Annotated in this window: 15 protein-coding genes and 1 tRNA gene; 10 read left to right on the plus strand and 6 right to left on the minus strand. The window is 65.2% G+C overall.

What is annotated here, in order from left to right; all coding sequences use genetic code 11:
* Positions 1-2: 2 nt before the first annotated feature.
* Genes ASE96_RS08470 through pknB form a run of 5 tightly spaced genes read left to right on the plus strand, consistent with a single transcriptional unit; the run spans position 3 to position 8467 of the window.
* Positions 3-1769: a PP2C family protein-serine/threonine phosphatase gene (locus ASE96_RS08470; RefSeq protein WP_056428676.1), complete on the plus strand. Its 1767-nt coding sequence runs from the start codon at positions 3-5 to the stop codon at positions 1767-1769.
* A complete protein-coding gene (locus ASE96_RS08475) occupies positions 1766-3217 on the plus strand; it encodes an FtsW/RodA/SpoVE family cell cycle protein (protein WP_056428679.1) in 1452 nt (483 codons plus the stop codon). Before ASE96_RS08470 ends, ASE96_RS08475 begins: the two co-directional genes overlap by 4 nt.
* Positions 3214-4671, plus strand: coding sequence for a peptidoglycan D,D-transpeptidase FtsI family protein (locus ASE96_RS08480; protein ID WP_056428682.1), 1458 nt, complete (start codon positions 3214-3216; stop codon positions 4669-4671). Before ASE96_RS08475 ends, ASE96_RS08480 begins: the two co-directional genes overlap by 4 nt.
* A complete protein-coding gene (locus ASE96_RS08485; protein ID WP_056428685.1) occupies positions 4668-6494 on the plus strand; it encodes a protein kinase domain-containing protein in 1827 nt (608 codons plus the stop codon). The genes ASE96_RS08480 and ASE96_RS08485 overlap by 4 nt, the downstream gene beginning before the upstream one ends.
* Before the next feature lie 5 nt (positions 6495-6499).
* Entirely contained in the window at positions 6500-8467 is a 1968-nt protein-coding gene (gene pknB, locus ASE96_RS08490) for a Stk1 family PASTA domain-containing Ser/Thr kinase (protein ID WP_056428689.1), read from the plus strand.
* A 23-nt stretch (positions 8468-8490) separates the two neighbouring features.
* Here the strand turns inward: pknB and ASE96_RS08495 are convergent, their stop codons facing one another.
* Positions 8491-9132, minus strand: coding sequence for an aminodeoxychorismate/anthranilate synthase component II (locus ASE96_RS08495; protein WP_056428692.1), 642 nt, complete (start codon positions 9130-9132; stop codon positions 8491-8493).
* Positions 9133-9299: 167 nt separating this feature from the next.
* Positions 9300-10061: a class E sortase gene (locus tag ASE96_RS08500; RefSeq protein ID WP_056428694.1), complete on the minus strand. Its 762-nt coding sequence runs from the start codon at positions 10059-10061 to the stop codon at positions 9300-9302.
* 174 nt (positions 10062-10235) lie between these two features.
* On the opposite strand from ASE96_RS08500, the gene ASE96_RS08505 reads away from it, so the two are divergent.
* Both ASE96_RS08505 and ASE96_RS08510 read left to right on the plus strand, forming a co-directional pair.
* Positions 10236-10490 (plus strand): cell division protein CrgA, encoded by a 255-nt coding sequence (locus ASE96_RS08505; RefSeq protein ID WP_056428697.1) that lies wholly within the window; start codon positions 10236-10238, stop codon positions 10488-10490.
* A gap of 110 nt (positions 10491-10600) precedes the next feature.
* Complete coding sequence (locus ASE96_RS08510) at positions 10601-11206, plus strand: DNA-3-methyladenine glycosylase I (protein ID WP_056428700.1); 606 nt, start codon at positions 10601-10603, stop codon at positions 11204-11206.
* 1139 nt (positions 11207-12345) lie between these two features.
* Here ASE96_RS08510 and ASE96_RS08515 read toward each other — a convergent pair.
* Together ASE96_RS08515 and ASE96_RS08520 are read right to left on the minus strand one after the other, a co-directional pair.
* Complete coding sequence (locus tag ASE96_RS08515; protein ID WP_056428703.1) at positions 12346-13227, minus strand: rhomboid family intramembrane serine protease; 882 nt, start codon at positions 13225-13227, stop codon at positions 12346-12348.
* A 9-nt stretch (positions 13228-13236) separates the two neighbouring features.
* Entirely contained in the window at positions 13237-13782 is a 546-nt protein-coding gene (locus ASE96_RS08520) for a peptidylprolyl isomerase (protein ID WP_056428705.1), read from the minus strand.
* A gap of 154 nt (positions 13783-13936) precedes the next feature.
* On the opposite strand from ASE96_RS08520, the gene ASE96_RS08525 reads away from it, so the two are divergent.
* Together ASE96_RS08525 and ASE96_RS08530 are read left to right on the plus strand one after the other, a co-directional pair.
* Positions 13937-14917 (plus strand): hypothetical protein, encoded by a 981-nt coding sequence (locus ASE96_RS08525; protein WP_056428709.1) that lies wholly within the window; start codon positions 13937-13939, stop codon positions 14915-14917.
* Positions 14918-15070: 153 nt separating this feature from the next.
* Positions 15071-15946, plus strand: a complete 876-nt coding sequence (locus ASE96_RS08530; protein ID WP_056428710.1) for a glycosyltransferase — start codon at positions 15071-15073, stop codon at positions 15944-15946.
* 25 nt (positions 15947-15971) lie between these two features.
* Here ASE96_RS08530 and ASE96_RS08535 read toward each other — a convergent pair whose 3' ends face one another.
* Complete coding sequence (locus ASE96_RS08535) at positions 15972-16886, minus strand: DMT family transporter (RefSeq protein WP_056428713.1); 915 nt, start codon at positions 16884-16886, stop codon at positions 15972-15974.
* Between the two features lie 116 nt (positions 16887-17002).
* Here ASE96_RS08535 and ASE96_RS08540 point away from each other — a divergent pair, with 116 nt between their 5' ends.
* Positions 17003-17371 carry a cupin domain-containing protein gene (locus ASE96_RS08540; protein ID WP_056428716.1) on the plus strand — a complete coding sequence of 123 codons (369 nt, stop codon included), beginning with the start codon at positions 17003-17005 and terminating at the stop codon, positions 17369-17371.
* Between the two features lie 96 nt (positions 17372-17467).
* Here the strand turns inward: ASE96_RS08540 and ASE96_RS08545 are convergent.
* A tRNA-Ala gene (locus tag ASE96_RS08545) sits at positions 17468-17543 on the minus strand.
* Position 17544 lies beyond the last annotated feature (1 nt).

Genomic DNA, 17544 nt, shown 5'->3' on the forward strand with positions numbered 1-17544 from the left:
CCGTGGCTGCCCCGGATTTGCCCGCAGACAGGGCTGAAGGCAACACTCCTGCCCCGACGCGGCCGCTCATCATGCGCTACGCCGCGCGCTCCGACGTCGGACGTGTCCGCGCGAAGAACGACGACTCCGCGTATGTGGGCCGCCATCTCGCCGTCGTCGCCGACGGCATGGGCGGACATGCCGGCGGCGACGTGGCTTCAGCCGCCACAGTGCTGGACATGATCCATCTCGACACGGATGACTACGACGGCGACGCCGGAACCGTCCTGGCCGACGAGATCCAGACCGCCAATTCGCTGCTCTCCGAACTCGTCCACATCAATCCCAAGCTGGCCGGCATGGGAACCACCGTCACGGCGCTCCTGCTGGCCGAGGGCAAACTGCACTTCGCCCACATTGGCGATTCCCGGGCCTACCGGCTGCGCAACGGCGAATTCGAACAGGTCAGCGTGGACCACACCTTCGTGCAGCGCCTCATCGACGAAGGCCGGCTCCGGCCCGAGGAGGCGGAAACACATCCGCACAAGAACGTCCTGATGCGCGTGCTCGGCGACGTCGACGCCAGCCCGGAACTGGACTTGGACACTCTTGACGTCGAACCGGGTGAGCGCTGGCTGCTTTGTTCCGACGGATTGAATTACGTGGCGGGCCACGTCGTGGAGCGCACAGTCCGCGAGACCAGGAACCTGCGCGAATGCGTCGAGCTGCTGGTCGATCTCACCCTTGAGGCCGGCGCTCCGGACAACGTCACGGTCGTGATGCTGGAAATCGCCGAACAGACCACCGATGACGTCCGCACCGCAGCGGTCGAGGTTGTCCCGGCCCCCTCGTCCTCCACCGTGACCGCGACCGTGTCCGAGAACACCCCGCGGCGATCCGGGAGCACCTTTGGGGCAGCGAAGACTATCGAAGCGCCCCGGAACACCGGCGACACCACAGTTGCCGCGGGCACCGGCGAGGCAGCAGCCCCGGAACCGCCCAAGGCCGCGGAACCGACGGCAGATGCCGGCTCCGGGGCTGACAAACCGGCCGGCAGCGACTCCGATCAGGCAGAACCCGCAACTTCCACGGATCCGCACCTGGGTGAGCATCTTTCTGCCGAGGTGCTCCGCGAGGAACTTGCCGGCCGCCCGCACGAACTCGTAGGCGCTGCGGCCGATGCCGCGGAATCCGGTTCCATCCCCACCATCCCGGGGCGCACCATGGCCCGGCGGGCAGCCACCGTGCTCACCCACAAGTCGGAGCAAGCGCGGGAAGAGGCCGAGGAGTACAAGCCGGCCGGCCGGCCCCACCGCTGGGTGACAGTCGCCATCGCCGCGTCCATCGCGACACTGATCACGGTGGGTCTCTGGCTCGGCTTTGCCTGGACCCAGACGCGTTACTACATCGGGGAGCACAACCAGCACGTGGCCATCTTCAACGGGGTCTCCCAGCGCCTGGGGCCCATCCAGCTTTCCACCCTCGAAGCGGAGACAGATATCCGGATGTCAGATCTCCCCGAATTCTCCCAGCAGCGGGTGCGCCAGACCGTGCCGGCCCGGGATCTCTATGACGCCCAGCGGATCGTGAAGAACCTGGAACGCACCGGCACCACCGCTCCCGCGGACGAGTGCATCACCCCGTCGCCGTCCCCGTCCGCTGCCACGCCGACAGGGACAGCGAGCCCCAAAGCCACGGCCAGTCCCAAAGCTACGGCGAGCCCTGGCGCAGCCGGTTCACCCTCACCCTCGCCCTCGCCCACCGCGCCGATCTGCGAGGCGGGCCAATGACACCCATCGATCCAACCCCCAAGCCGCGCCGGAACATCGAACTGGTCCTCCTGGCGCTGGCCCTCGCCGTCGGCATCGGCGCGAATGCCCTGGTAGGCGTGGACAAACAGAAGGCGTTCGACGCTGATTTCTGGTTCCAATCGAGCCTGCTGGCCGCAGCGGCCCTCGCCTTCCACGTCGTGCTGCGCTTCCGGGCCAAATATGCCGACCCAGTAATACTTCCGCTGGTGGTGGCCCTCAATGGGCTTGGCCTGGCCATGATCCACCGGCTGGACCGTGTCGGGGAAGACACGGGCAACAACCAGCTGCGGTGGACCTTGGTCGCGATGGCTGTCTCGATCGCCGTTATCTGGTTCCTCAAGGACCACCGGATCCTCCGCCGTTTCACCTACATCTCCCTGGCAGTCAGCGCAGTTCTCCTGATTCTTCCGCTGGTTCCCGGCATATCGGCCGGTGAGATCCTCGGTGCGCGGGTGTGGATCAAGTTCGGCTCCATGACTTTCCAGCCCGGTGAGATCGCCAAGATCACCCTCGCCATATTCTTCGCCGGGTATCTTTCCTCCAACCGGGACCTCATCCTGCTGGCCGGGCGGAAAGTCGGCCCCATCCAGTTCCCCCGGTTCAAGGACATGGGTCCCATGATCGCCGCCTGGCTGGTGAGCATCGGCGTCCTGATCTTCCAGCGGGACCTGGGCTCCTCGATCCTGTTCTTCGGTCTCTTCCTCGTCATGATCTACGTGGCCACAAGCCGGATCAGCTGGGTGATTATCGGCGTCGGGCTCATTGCGGCCGGCGGATTCGTCGCCTCCCGCGTCTTCTCCCACGTCGCGCTTCGGATTGATGGCTGGCTCAACGCCTTCACCGACGAGGTTTACGGACGGGAGTTCGGCGGCAGCCTGCAGATCGTGGAAGGCCTGTTCGGCATGGCCAACGGTGGGCTGGTAGGCACCGGCCTCGGTCAGGGACGACCCAACCTCGTTCCGTTCGCCAACAGCGACATGATCATTGCCTCCTTCGGTGAGGAACTGGGCCTGATTGGGCTGTTCGCGATCGTCCTGATGTACCTGCTGCTCTTCACCCGGGGCTTCCGCGCAGCGCTCGGCACCCGGGACGCCTTCGGGAAGCTGCTTGCCACCGGGCTCTCGTTCGCCATCGCGCTGCAGTGCTTCGTGGTGATCGGCGGCGTCACGCGGCTCATTCCGCTCACGGGCCTCACCACCCCGTTCCTCGCCGCTGGCGGCTCCTCGCTGCTGGCAAACTGGATCATCGTCGGACTGCTGCTGCTGATTTCGCATTCGGCCCGCGGCCCGGTGGACACCACCCCGCTGGCTCCAGGCGAGGAACCCGACGGACAGAAAGTAACCCCTGCAATGCCTTCGAAGCCGGCCGCCCTTCCCGGAAGTGGACGGACGAATCCGGACGCTCCAACCGAGGCGGTGAAACTGTGAATCAAGCCATTCGCAACTCCTGGATCGCCGCGATCGCCATGTTCGTGCTGATCTTCGGCGCCCTGAGCTACGTGCAGGTAATCGGTGCGGACGATCTTGAGGCCAATGCCTGGAACAAGCGCACCCTCCTGCAGAACTATTGCAACGACCGCGGAGCGATTATCGTCGGCGGCAAACCGGTGGCGGAGTCCGTGCCTGCCGCGGAAACCTGCATGTTCCAGCGCACCTACACGCAGCCGGAGCCGTATGCCGGGATCACCGGCTACTTCTCCCGGAGCTTCGGCGTCACCGGGCTGGAAAAGACGATGAACCAGGAGCTTGCAGGCAGCTCCGACCAGCAGTTCCTGGACCGGATCGGCCAGCTCTTCCTGGGTAACCAGCCCAAGGGAGCCTCCGTCGAACTCACGCTCGATCCAGAGATCCAGAAGCTCGCATTCGACCTCATACCGGACGGCCAGCGCGGATCGATCGTGGTGACCAACCCGAAGACCGGCGAGATCATCGCCATGGTGTCCAAGCCCTCCTATGACCCCAACCTGATCGCCACCCAAGACCCGGTGGCCGAGGCCGCCAACTTCGCCGAGCTGAACAAGGTGCCCGGGATCAACCTGAACCAGAACGTCAGCGGACCCACCGGGGAACTGCTGGCCCCGGGATCCGTCTTCAAGATCATTGACACGTCCGCGGCGCTGAAATCGGGAAAGTACAACAAGGACAGCATTCTGCCCAACCCGGCCGAAATGTCGTTCCCGGGGATCGACTACACGCTGCCCAACTACGCCGGCGGCAACTGCTACACCCGCGATACCGCGACTTTTGCCTTCGCCCTGCAGCAGTCTTGCAACACGCCGTTCGCCAGCATCGCCCTGGATCTGAACCAGAAGGCTATTGCGGATGAGGCGTCTAAGTTCGGCTTCGGGCAGGACTTTGGCGACCAGCTGAAGCTGGACTCCGCCCCGAGTTTCTTCCCCGAGGAAGAGCTGGATGACGCCAGCCTGGCGCAGTCCTCGATCGGCCAGCGGGACGTCCGCGCCACGCCGCTCCAGATCAACCAGATGACCGCCGCGATCGCCAATGACGGGGTGCAGATGAAGCCGAGCCTGATCAAGGCCGTACGCTCCCCGGACTTGCGGCCGATCAGCGAGCCGGAACCCCAGGTCCTGCGCACCTCCACCACGCCGGAGATTGCCCGGCAGATCAATGAGTGGATGGTCAGCGTCGTCAGTGAAGGCATCGGCCGCGGTGCGGCCGTGCCGGGCGTCCCGGTGGCCGGCAAGACCGGCACCGCAGAGCTCGGCAACGGCCTGAACAACTCATGGTTTACCGGGTTCGCCCCGGCGAATGACCCGCAGGTGGCTGTGACTATTGTCATGGAGGGCGTAGACATCACCACCGGCGCACAGCTAACCAGTCCGAATGCGAAGAAGATTTTTGAGGCGGTGTTGAATAAGTGAGGCCTTCATCAGGAATCACCCTCGGCGGCAGATTCCAGCTGACCACGCGCATTGCGATCGGCGGCATGGGAGAAGTCTGGAAAGCCAAAGACCTGATCCTTGGCCGCATCGTCGCCATTAAGGTGCTCAAGGAGGAGTACACGGGCGACCCCGGCTTCCTCCAGCGGTTCCGCGCCGAGGCACGCCACACCGCGCTCCTCAACCATGTGGGCATCGCCAACGTCTTCGACTACGGCGAGGAAGAGGGTTCCGCCTACCTGGTCATGGAGCTTGTCCCGGGCCAGCCGCTGAGCAGCATCATCGAACACGAACAGGTGCTGTCCCCGGACCGCACCCTGTCCATGATCGCCCAGACGGCGCGCGCCCTCTCGGTCGCCCATGCGCAGGGCCTCGTCCACCGCGACATCAAGCCCGGCAACCTCCTGATCACCCCGGACGGCCGCGTCAAGGTCACGGACTTCGGCATCGCCCGCCTCGCGGACCAGGTCCCGCTCACGCAGACCGGCCAGGTGATGGGCACTGCCCAGTATCTGGCCCCGGAACAGGCCACCGGCCAGCTGGCCACCGGCGCCTCGGACATTTACGCCCTCGGCGTGATCGGCTATGAGTGCCTCACCGGGCACCGTCCATTCTCCGGCGAATCCCAGATCGCCATCGCGCTGGCTCAGGTCAACGATGCTCCGCCGCCGCTGCCGGAAACCCTGCCGAAGCCGGTCCGCGCCCTGCTGATGTCCATGCTGGCGAAGGATCCCAAGAACCGCCCGGCCGACGCCCTCAAACTGTCCGAGGCCGCCGAGGCCATCCGCAACGGTGACATCGCCGCAGCGCACGCCGCCGTTCCGGGCATGCTGCTCTTTGAGCAGGCGACCGGCCCCATCACGGCGCCGGTGGACGTCCCAACGGCAGCGACCGGTGTGATTAGCGGCGCGGACCGGACGACGTCGGCGACGTCGGCTTTGCCTGTGGTGGGCGCTGCCGGCGCCGGCGCCGCGGCGGGGCTGGCTGCCGGAGCAGCCGCCGCCAGCGCGTACGGAGCCCGCAACACGCTGTCGCGGGCCGATGCCCTCGCCGCGGAACGCGATTGGGAGCAGGAGGACGACGGCGACTACGACGAGCCGGCCGAAGAGCCCGAAAAACGCGGCCGCAGCCCCTGGACGTGGCCTCTGATCGCACTGATCCTGCTGGTGCTGTTCTCGCTGGTGGGTATTGTGCTGACCCAGGCCGGAATCCTGTTCCCGGAGACGCCTGCGAGCAGCAGCGCGGCCACCACCACCAGCGCGAAGCCGACCACCACCAAAGCCTCGCCCACCTCCAGCAGCCCAAGCCCCACCAGCAGCTCCGCGACGCCGACCCAGTCCACGCCTGCCGCGATCAACCTGATTCCGGAAGAGTACTTGGGCAAGCAATACAACGACGTCCGCAGCGCGCTGATCGGCCTGGGGCTGACTGTCGACGGCGCCGAGGTCTTCAACGACGCCGCTCCCGGGACCGTCGTCGACATCAACCCGTCCGGGCCTGTCCAGCCGGGTGACACCATCACCGTGAGCTACTCCAAGGGCCCGGAAACCAAGGCCCCGGAGACGGTACCGGTACCGACGTTGCAGTCCGGAGCCAGCGAAAAAGCGGTCCAGAAGGCCATTGAGGATGCGGGACTGCGCTGGTCCAAGGGGGCCGACGTCGATCCGGCGAATGGCGAGGAAGCCGGCACGTTCGTCAGCTCCGAGCCCGCTTCGGGTAGCGATGTGCCTGCCGGCTCCGTCGTCACGTACCACCTGGCCAAGGCCCCCGCCGCGGAGCCCAGCCCGAGTCCAACGGGAACGTAGCCACCGTGCCCAATTCACCCCGCACCCCATCGCACCGGGAGGACCGCGGCCCCGTGAACACCCAGCGCGTCCTCAGCGGGCGCTATGAGCTGGGTGAGCTGATCGGACGCGGCGGCATGGCCGACGTCTTCCGCGGCCTGGACACGCGTCTAGGACGCACTGTGGCGGTCAAACTGCTGCGTCCGGACCTGGCCAGGGACCCCCAGTTCCAGGCCAGGTTTAAACGCGAGGCGCAGGCAGTGGCCGCGCTGAACCATCCCTCGATCGTTGCCATCTACGACACCGGGGACCACGCCGTCCCTGGGGACCACGAAGACACCGTCCGGGTGCCGTACATCGTGATGGAATTCGTCTCCGGGAAGACAATCCGGGACATGATCAGGGCCAAAGACGTCAGCATCGACCAGGCGATCGACTTCACGCTGGGCGTGCTCGCCGCCTTGGACTACAGCCACAAAGCCGGCATTGTCCACCGCGACATCAAACCGGCCAACGTGATGTTCTGCCCGGAATCCAACAGCGTGAAGGTCATGGACTTCGGGATTGCCCGAGCCATGGCGGACTCCGCCGCCACCATGACCCAGACACAGGCCGTGGTGGGGACCGCCCAATACCTCTCCCCGGAACAGGCCCGCGGCGAGACTGTTGACGCCCGGAGCGATCTCTATTCGGCAGGCTGCCTTCTCTACGAGATGCTTGCCGGCAGACCGCCCTTCATCGGCGACAGCCCGGTTTCCGTGGCCTACCAGCACGTGCGCGAGATCCCGGAACTGGTGAGCAGCCTGAACCCGGATGTCTCCGAGGCGCTGGACAGCGTGCTGATGAAGGCGCTGCAGAAGAACCGCGCGGACCGCTTCCAGGACGCCGCAGCATTCCGCCGTGCCCTCCGGGCCGCGCGGAGCGGCGTCGGAGTGGTCCCCCCGGCGGCCAGCGAAGCGGCGACCGATCCCCAGGACACGGTTCCGACGCCGGATACCGCCCCGACGGCGGCTTTCTCGGTTACCGGCGCCAAGTTCCTCGACGAAAATCCGACCGGCCGGCTACGTCCCGCGCTGGAGGACCCGGCCGATGATGACAACGCGCTGACGGCGCAGGGCGACGTCTACGGTGCCGAGGATACCGGCAGCCTTCCGCTGGTCCTGCCTCCCGAACGCGAGGACACCCCGCGTCAGAAGTCCCGCCGTCGGACGTGGATTGCCACCTTGGTGATCCTCACCGTCCTGGTGTTGGCAGGAGGCGGCCTGTGGCTTTACAACATGATGAACCAGGCGCCGCCGCCCGTGGCCAAGGTGCTGGTGCCGTCGGTGACGTCGCTGACCGAGACTGAAGCGCTCCAGAGGCTCTACAATGCGGGGCTGAAACCGCAGCTCAGCCGGCTGCAGCACGAGACCATCGCCAAGGGCGTGGCCGTGGGCACTGTCCCGGCCGAGGGGAGCTCACTGGATCCGAACTCGGATATCACCCTCAATATCTCCGAAGGCCCCAGTGTCATCGCCATCCCCGCGGACCTGCCCGGGCGCACCGAGGCGGCCGCCCGTGATGTGTTGCGCCAGAAAGGACTCGCCGGAGCACCGGGGACCACCATGGCCAACAGCCCCACGGTCCCGGCCGGGATCGTGATCACGACCAAACCGGCACCGGGTCAGAACGTGGCACCGGGCAGCACGGTGGAAATTATCGTGTCCACCGGCAAGGTGGCCGTTCCGCAGCTGGTTGGCCTCCCGCGCGCGGACGCTGAGGCCGCGCTGAAGGCTCTGGGCCTTGGCATGAACGCCACGGACGTCGAGAACTCCCAGGTGGAACCGGGAAAGGTCACTGGACAGGCCGACGCTGCGGAGTCGCTGGTGGAACAAGGCAAAACCGTCGCCGTGACAGTTGCCAAGGCTCCCGCGCCTCCGCCGTCCCCAAGCCCCACCCCCACGCCGACCCCGACGTCCACCAGGGGCGACAACGACCGGGACCGCAACAACTAAGTCTCCCTTGGCGGGCGTCCCCGCTAGTGCTTGATGAGCGGGCTCAGCGCCGAGGCGCGCTGCGCCGCGCCGGCCATGCCCAGGGACTCGAGCCAGTTGCCGAGCATTTGGTAGCCGCCTTCCGTGAGCACCGACTCCGGGTGGAACTGCACCCCGCAGAGGGGCGCGGTGCGGTGTTGGAGGCCCATAACAACGCCGCTCGCCGTCTCGGCGGTGATCTCCAGGACCTCCGGGATGCTCTCCCGGACGGCAGCGAGGGAGTGGTAGCGGGTCGCCGTGAAGGGCGACGGCAGCCCGGCAAAGACACTGCCGCCGCGGTGCTCCACGAGGGACGTTTTACCGTGCATTAGCTCGGGCGCGTGCGTGACTGTTCCGCCGTAGGCCTCGGCCAGCGCCTGGTGGCCCAGGCAGACACCCAACATCGGTTTGTTGTGGCGGCCGCACCACTTGATCAGCTCGATGCAGACCCCCGCCCCGGCGGGGTTTCCGGGACCCGGGGAGATGAGGACGCCGTCGCGCACTTCTGCGAGCTCGATCGCCTCGGCCAGGGTGACGTCGTCGTTGCGGACCACCGTGGTCTCCGCACCGAGTTCCTGGAGATATCCCACCAGGGTGTACACAAAGCTGTCGTAGTTGTCGACGACGAGGATTTTGGTTGTGCTCATGGCCTTGCTGAACCAATCGTTGAATCAGTGAACTGGGTGAATTGTGCCATCCAGGGAAAAAGGAACTGAACCATCAATACCAGCACGCCTGCGGCCAACACCAGCGCGGTGGCAATGCGAAGCCACAGGGGACCGGGCAAATGCCGGAAGATCCAGGCGTACACGGCTTAGCCCTCCCCGGAGGCGCGTTGGACCTGGCCGGCGATCTCCGGCGGGGGACCCGCCGACGTCGGTTGCCAGTGTTCCAGCAGCGAGTAGGCGACGATCCGTTCCTGGGAGCCGAACCGCGGATTGCAGCTGGTCATCGTGAAGTAGCGCTCCGTGGGGGTGGCCACCGGCTGCGTCGGCACCGGGAGCAGGACGTCCGTCCTGGCCGGAAGGACAACTTCGCTGTTCCGGAAGCTGTACACGTAGTAGCCGTCACGGGTCTGGATGTAGATCCGGTCCCCGGGAACCAGGGCGTCGATGTTGTCCAGGACCGCTCCATGGGTCTGCCGGTGGCCCGCCACCGCCACGTTGCCCACGGCGCCCGGCATGGCGGTTCCCTCATAATGCCCCAGACCGAGTGAGTCCAGCACGGCCGGGGTGGTTCCCTGGATCAGGGGCCGGGTGTAATCCGCACCGAACCTCGGAACATAGACAATGCCGATCGTCGAGCCCGCACCGGGTTCCGCGGCGACCTTCGGCAAACCGTGGTCGGTATCGGATGAGCCGGCGGGCGCAGCCGGGAGGTCACGGGCGAATTCGCTGATGACGGCACGCTGCCGGACATCCGCTGCCAGGTTGGTCCACCACAGCTGCCAGGCGATAAAGAGGAGCACGACTACGCCGGCGGTGATGAGCAGCTCACCCAGTACCTGGACGATGCGGAAGGAAATTCCGGCGCGGCGGGTCGACCCGGCAGCGGAATTCTCCTGCAGCTGCAGCACGTGGCCTCTCCTCCCGGACGTTCGCGGCGGACACCACTGTGGCCTGAACTACAGCTAGAATTGGCTCCGAATAAGAACTCAACCATGACCAAGAGCGCGCTGACCGCCGGTGGATTCCTCTTGCAGGATATCAAGCCAGGGTCCCGCTCCTGTTCCAGCCGTCTAGGAGGACCCGTGCCCGAGTCAAAGCGCCGCAAAAAGGCGAACCACGCAACGCCGCAGACTTCCGCCGCGCAGGCCTACAAACCCAACCCGGTCTGGTTCAAACCGGTGATGTTCGGTCTGATGATCATCGGCCTCCTGTGGATCATCACGTTCTACATCAGCGAAGGCACCCTTCCTGTCGCCGCCTGGGGATCCGCGAACATCATTGCCGGCTTTGGGATCGCCATCATCGGCTTCCTGATGACCACCCGCTGGCGCTCCTGACACCAGCAGCAACAGATGAAAGGCCGGTACACCGCGGGTGCCGGCCTTTTGCGTTAACTCGAGGCCCTGACGGGCCGATAATGCAGGGACATACGAGCGAAGGAACCTCAATGGATGCGGCAGTAACCGGTGCGGTAATCGGCGACGACGGCCTGGCACGGCCCCCGTGGGCGGCGGTTGATCCGAGGCTGCGCGAGTACTACGACACCGAGTGGGGGTTGCCGGTCCGCGATGAACAGGGACTGTACGAGCGCATCAGCCTCGAGGCGTTCCAGGCCGGCCTGTCCTGGGCCACGATCTTGCGGAAACGGCCGGCGTTCCGCGCCGCCTTCCACGATTTCCATCCCGACACTGTCGCCGCTTACACGGACGCGGATGTTGACCGTCTCCTCCTCGACGCCGGCATCGTTCGCAACCGACTGAAGATCCGGGCCGCCATCACCAACGCCCAGGCCACCATTGCGCTGAGGGACGACGGCGGACTGGTTGACTTCGTCTGGGCCTTCCAACCGGAGTCCACGCCCAGCCCAACCTCGCACGAAGAAATTCCCACCAGCTCCGCGGAGTCCATTGCCCTGTCCAAAGCCCTGCGGAAAAGGGGTTTCGCGTTCGTCGGGCCCACCACGATGTTTGCCCTGATGGAAGCGATCGGCATGATCGACACGCACCTGCTCGACAGCCACCGGCGGGGCACCTCAGGCATCTGGCCCCGCTGACGCCGCACTCCTGGGCACACGTGTGCACAACTACGCCCAGAGTTATCCACAGTGTGGATAACTCCAGGAGCCTTTACCCCCGCGGGTCCAGCGTTCCCGCGCGTGGTGGCCCCCGTCAACGGATCCGCCGCAAGTTCTTCCGTGGACTTTCACGGGCGTGAGTTATTAACAGTGTGGATTCCCTGTGGATAAGTTCAGTGGCGGAACGCCGGCACCGGATTCGTCATCCGCAGCGCGCGATTTCCGGGTGGGTTCGCTCCACTTGTGCTCCGTGGCCGGGTTATCCACTTAACAACACTCCGGTACCCACAACTTATCCACAGGTGGGGATAACCGTCCGATGCGAATGCTCCGGACACACTACTCAGGCCTTCTGGCGGCAATTTTGCCGGAAAAACTTGGAGCAACAAGTTATTAACACTGTGAACAACCCTGTTGAAATCAGATTTGAGCCCTGCGCCAGGATCGTCGCGGAGCGAGCGGCCCCGCCGCTTTCCCCACAGTCCGCCGCGCGGTCGCTGGCTGGCTGCGTTCTCCGACCGGGGTTGTCCACTTAACCACAGGGTCGCCCACAGGAGTTTTCCACAATTGTGGAGATCCTGGAGGGCGCCAGCCGGAAATCGCCAGTTGTGGCCCTCAGATCAGGGACGATGGCATGAACTACAGGCATGTAAGTTACCAACAGTGTGGATAACACCTGTGGACAACTTTCTGCGCGTCCGCACGCAGTGCCTCTTTTGGGCCGCGAAGGAGCTTGGTGGCCGCCACGCGGAAGGATGCGCAGGGCACGATGTGCTGTGGATAACAGGCAATGGCTGTGGGTAACGGTTTCGCCCGCGGCGCGCCCGGGCCTTTAGGCGTCTGGAGGAGGCCCCGCGAGTCTGCCCCGGCCCGACGCTCCAGCCCAGTTGCTTCCACCCTCACGCCGGGGTATCTGCGGCATTCCGGGGTTCTCACAAGCTGCCGCGTCTTCAAACAGCGAGCAACTGGGCAGGAACGTCGTAACGGGGGCGGGGAACGGATGGGGAAGTGCCCACGAGGGCCTGGTGCCCGCACGGAAGGGTCCCGTGGTCAGCGGCGCCAGCGAAGGACCTTAAGGTGCCACGAGCGGCGGGGCGCCGGTAGGGAAGGTCGCAGGGTCAGGTGCTGGCGACGCGGAGGGCCGAGACTGCGATCAGCAGGACCAAAACCAGCACCAGGCCGCCGGCCTGCAGCAGGCCCTGACGCGGTCCGCGGGGCGTGTAGGCCAGGACGGCCGCACACAGTGCACCTGTGACCGCACCACCAAGGTGGGCCTGCCAGGCGATCGATGGCACCACGAAGCCGATGACGCCATTAATAATGATCAGCACCCAGAGCTGCCGGGTATCGCCGCCGCGGCGCCGCTGGACCACCAGCATGGCACCGAAAAGCCCGAAGATAGCGCCCGAAGCTCCTACAACACCGCTCAGCGGCTGGCCCGGGACGTACGCAGGCGTCAACAGGAGGTAGCCGACTGATCCGCCGAGGGCCGACAGCAAATACACCGCGAGGAAACGGATTCGTCCCAGGAGCGGCTCAAGCGCCTGGCCAAACATCCACAGCATGTACATGTTGAGCACGATGTGGAGGATGAAACCCTGGGAATGCAGGAAAGCCGACGTCACCATCCGCCAGGGTTCGAAGACCCCGTACTCCGGGGAGGCATAGACCGTGGCAAAGGCCAGGTTTTGGTAGATCCCGTCGTTGGGAATCAGCCACTGGAAAACAAAGACCAGGGCACAGAGGGCGATGAGGGTATAGGTGACCACGGGCTTGCCGGTGGTCACGGTGCCGCCGTAGACGGTCTTGACGTCCGGCGTCGTACGTTTTGTTTCGTTGACACAGTCAACGCACTGGAATCCGACGGCGGCCGCCCGCTGGCAGTCGGGGCACGCAGGGCGCCCGCACCGCTGGCAACGCACATAGGCGGGCCGGTCCGGGTGCCGGGGGCACACCGGGATCTGCGCGGACGGCTCTGCCGCCGGAATTCCGTAGCTCATGCGCTGGGGTTAGAGCTTTTCTACGCTGATGCTCTTGATGGTGACGTCCTCGACCGGGCGGTCGCCCATTCCGGTGCGGACACCTTCAATGGCGTCAACGACCTTCTTGGAGTCATCGTCCGCCACTTCGCCGAAGATGCTGTGCTTGCCCTGCAGCCAGCCGGTGGGAATGGTGGTGATGAAGAACTGCGAGCCGTTGGTGCCGCGGCCCATCTGGATGCCGGCGTTCGCCATGGCCAGTTTGTACGGTTCGTTGAAGGTCAGTTCCGGGTGGATCTCGTCGTCGAACTTGTAGCCCGGTCCGCCCACGCCACGGCCCAGGGGATCGCCCGCCTGGATCATGAAGTCCTTGATGATGCGGTGGAAGATGGTGCCGTCATACAGCGGCGTCCCGGTCTTGTCCTCGCCGGACTCCGGGTGGGTCCAGGCCTTCTCGCCCGTGGCCAGGCCGACGAAGTTGTCGACGGTCTTGGGGGCGTGGTTGCCGAAGAGGTTGACGACAATGTCGCCCATGCTCGTGTGGATGGTTGCTTTTGCGGTTGCGATGGCAGTCATAGGCCTATTCTTCCATGGCACGCCAGTGCGCACAGGGCCCGCCCGCCAGTTCCGCGCTGGGTGAAATCCGCCCAAAATCGGCCTGAAGAATAGCCGGTGGGGTCCCGGACACGTAGGCTAACAGCAGAACCGTCACATTAATCGGGAGGTAGTTGTGAAGAAAACGGATCGTATTGCCCGTGAGCTGGAGTACTCGGTCAGCACAGGGGTAGAGAACGCCAAGGACTGGGCAAGCCCGCGGGTTGAGGCAGCAGTCAACTGGGCCGTTCCGCGTCTGCAGCAGGGCCTGGATACCGCTTCTCCCAAGATCCAGGAGGGGCTCAAGTCGGCGGCCTACAACCTCGCCGACAGCGTCGCGACGGTAACCCCGCGCCTCCAGGACGGGCTCGCCCACCTCGCACCAAAAATCAACGACGCCGTCGAGGGCGCCACCCCGCGCCTGCACGAAGCGCTGGACAAGGCAACCCCGGTGATCGCCAACGCCCGTGACCGGGTGGTCGTTGAATACCTGCCGAAGCTCTCGACCCAGATCGGCCAGGCGTCCGACGCCGTGCACCGCACGCTTGAGGGCGCTCCGGCCCACGTCGACGCCGTTGCGCAGAAGCTCAGTGACGCAGGGATCATCCACGCCGTCCAGGAGCAGGCGAAGACCGCTGGCAGCCACGTCAAAGTTGCTGCGAAAAAGGCTGGCAAGGCCGTCAACATCGAGGCAGCAAAGCCGCAGAAGTCCAAGCACCGCGGGTGGCTGATCTTCGGCATCATCGCCGCGGCTGCTGCCGCCGCGGCTGCCGCATGGAAGGCTTCCAAGCCGGTCGAGGATCCCTGGAAGACCCCGGCTCCCGTGACGCCCGCCCCCGTTCCGGCCACCACCGTCAACGAGGTCAAGGATTCCGTTAAGGAAGCTGCCGGCAAGGCCGGCGCGGCAACGGTCGCCGCAGCGGACGCCGTCGCGGATGTTTCGGGTGATCTCGCCAAGTCCACCGATGAGGCAGCTGACACGGCTAAGCATGCGGCGGAGGACGCCGTCGAGGACATCAAGGACGCCTCCGCCAAGGTTGCCACCGATGCGAAGACCGCGGTCCGGAACATCGCCGCCAGCCGGAACAACGGTTCGGACAAGAACACCGGCGCCTAGAGAGCGTCCAGGTTTCCTTCGGGAAGCCGTCGAGGGAGGGATTCCGCCAGGGGCGGGATTCCTCCCTTTTTGTGCCCCGAAATTTACCAGTTCGTAGCCTGACCCTGCCCGGCGCCGGGCGGGAAAATTTCCGTTGGTGCTAAATTTGTGGGGATGTCACCCGAAAAATCCTCTGAGGATGCCTTACACGATGCTGTGCAGACACCAGCTGTCTCTATCGTCATCCCGGCGTACAACGAGGAGAGTGTTATCCGGCAGTGTCTCATTGCCGCCGTGTACCAGTCTGTCCCGGCACACGAGATCATCGTCGTCGACAACATGTCGAAGGACCGCACCGCCGATATCGTCCGGCAAATGCAGCTGGAGTATCCGGAGAGCGCCATCATCCTGCTCAGCCAGGACCTGGTCCAGGGCTTGATCCCCACCCGCAACTTCGGCTTGGACCACGCCACGGGGGACATCCTGGGCCGGATCGACGCTGATTCGGTGCTGGAACCGGACTGGGTGGAACAGGTGCAGAAAGCTTTCCGGGACGAGGCAGTCCACGCCGCGACCGGGCCGGTTGTCTACTACGATATGCCGATGCGGCGCTTCGGCCTGAAGGCCGACGACAAAATGCGCCAACTGATGCTCCGGCTGGCTAAACACCAGTACCACTTCCTTTTTGGGTCCAACATGGCCCTCCGCCGGCCCGCGTGGGAGGTCATCCGGGCCGAAGTGTGCCGGGACGAAAAGGACGAAATGCACGAGGACATCGATTTGTCCCTGCACCTGGCCGACCATGACCTCCGGATCCAGTACTGGCCGCAAATGGTCTCCGGAATGTCCGCACGCCGGCTCGAAGACTCACCCCGCGACTACCGCTATTACGTGACACGCTTCGACCGCACGTACAAGGCCCACAACGTTAAGAAAATGGCGCTCAAGGCTCCTATGGTGGTCTTCTTCTCGGTGTACTTCCCGGCGAAGCTGCTGCGCGCGATCCACACGGTGAACACGGCCCAGACTGCCCGCCGCGGCGGCCAGTAGCGCCTAGCGCCGCAGGCCTTCGTCGTCAGTCCGTCCCAAGCTCCGCCAGCGGCGCTGCAGTCCGACGGGCCGAGCGGGAACCCCGCTGACCCACCACGACGACGGCGAGCCCCACCAGGATCATCGCCAGCCCGGCATAGGTGCCGGCCGGCAGGGTTTCGGACAGGAACGCAGCCGCGAGCAGCGCGGCACCGGGAATCTCCAGCAGGATGATCATCGATACCAGCAGCGGGCTCATCGTGGCGAGCAGGTGGTTGAAGGCCGTATGCCCAATCAGCTGCGCGCACACCGTGATTGCCAGGATGCCGAACCAGCCGGCGGCTTCGAACCCGCCAAGGGGCTGCTGTGAAAGCAGTGCCAGCACGGCGACGACGGCCGCACACATTCCGTAGCAGAGCGTCGTGTAGACGCCCGTGCTCATGGTCTGGCGTGCCTGGCCGCCGGCCAGGGTGTAGATGCCCGCCAGGGCCCCTCCTGCCACCGCCAGGAGGTCACCCAGCAGCGCTTCCGGTGAGGTACCCATGTCGAACCCCGTAATCGCAATGACGCCGCCGAAGGCAATGCCCAGCCCCACCAGCACCGGCCAGCGGTGTTTGACGCCCCGGAACATCTGGAAGATGGCGATCCAGCCGGACTGCAGACAGACCAGCGCGGTAGCTGCCGCGACAGAGGTCAACTGCAGCGAGGTGATAAAGCAGGCAAAGTGCAGCGCCAAGGCGACCGCGGCCGCCAGTGACCAGCGGAATTCCCGGCCGGTGACCCGCCGGAGCTGCCGGGGATCCCGGACCAACACGGGACCGGCCATGACCACGGACCCGATCGCGTTGCGCCAAAAGGCGATTGCCAGGGCACTGACCGACGTTGCCCCGAGGGTCGCGGCAATGAGCGGCCCGGATGAGGCCACACCGAGGACGCCCAGGGCCGCAAGGAAGAAGTTCACGGTCCAACAGTAGTGGGGACCAGTGGCCGCTCAACGATCGCATGGGTTCTTGACGGCCAATTACCGCGGTGACAGTCTTAAATCCGGTCTCACCTCCATCCACAAAGGAGACCATTATGGCCGCAATGATTCGCAAGAGCCTGGACAGTCCGGAAGAGACACGGCCCGTGAAAGACGGAATGGGCCAGGTGGAGTTGGTCAATCTCGACGCCGGCGCGGTGGGGCGGGCCACCTTCCTGCCCGGCTGGAAATGGTCGCAGCACGTCAAGCCGATCGCGCAAACGGAGAGCTGCCAGTTTGCTCATAAGGGGTACACCGTCTCGGGCCGCCTGAAGGTCGTCATGGATGACGGCGAGGAGAATGAGTTCGGCCCGGGTGACTTCGGTTATATCCCGCCGGGGCACGACGCGTGGGTTGTCGGTGACGAGCCATATGTGTTCATTGACTGGCAGGGCATGGACGACTACGCCAAACCCAAGGAGTGAAGCCGGCGGGCAGGTGCCAGGGCAGGTACCGGACCGGATGTTCCCGGGAATGCAAAAGGCCCCGGACCGCGTTTCCGCGATCCGGGGCCTTTCCTATGGTGGAGGCACGGGGACTCGAACCCCGAACCCCCTGCTTGCAAAGCAGGTGCGCTACCAATTGCGCCATGCCCCCA

It is taken from the genome of Arthrobacter sp. Leaf69, assembly GCF_001422645.1.
Classification (GTDB): domain Bacteria; phylum Actinomycetota; class Actinomycetes; order Actinomycetales; family Micrococcaceae; genus Arthrobacter.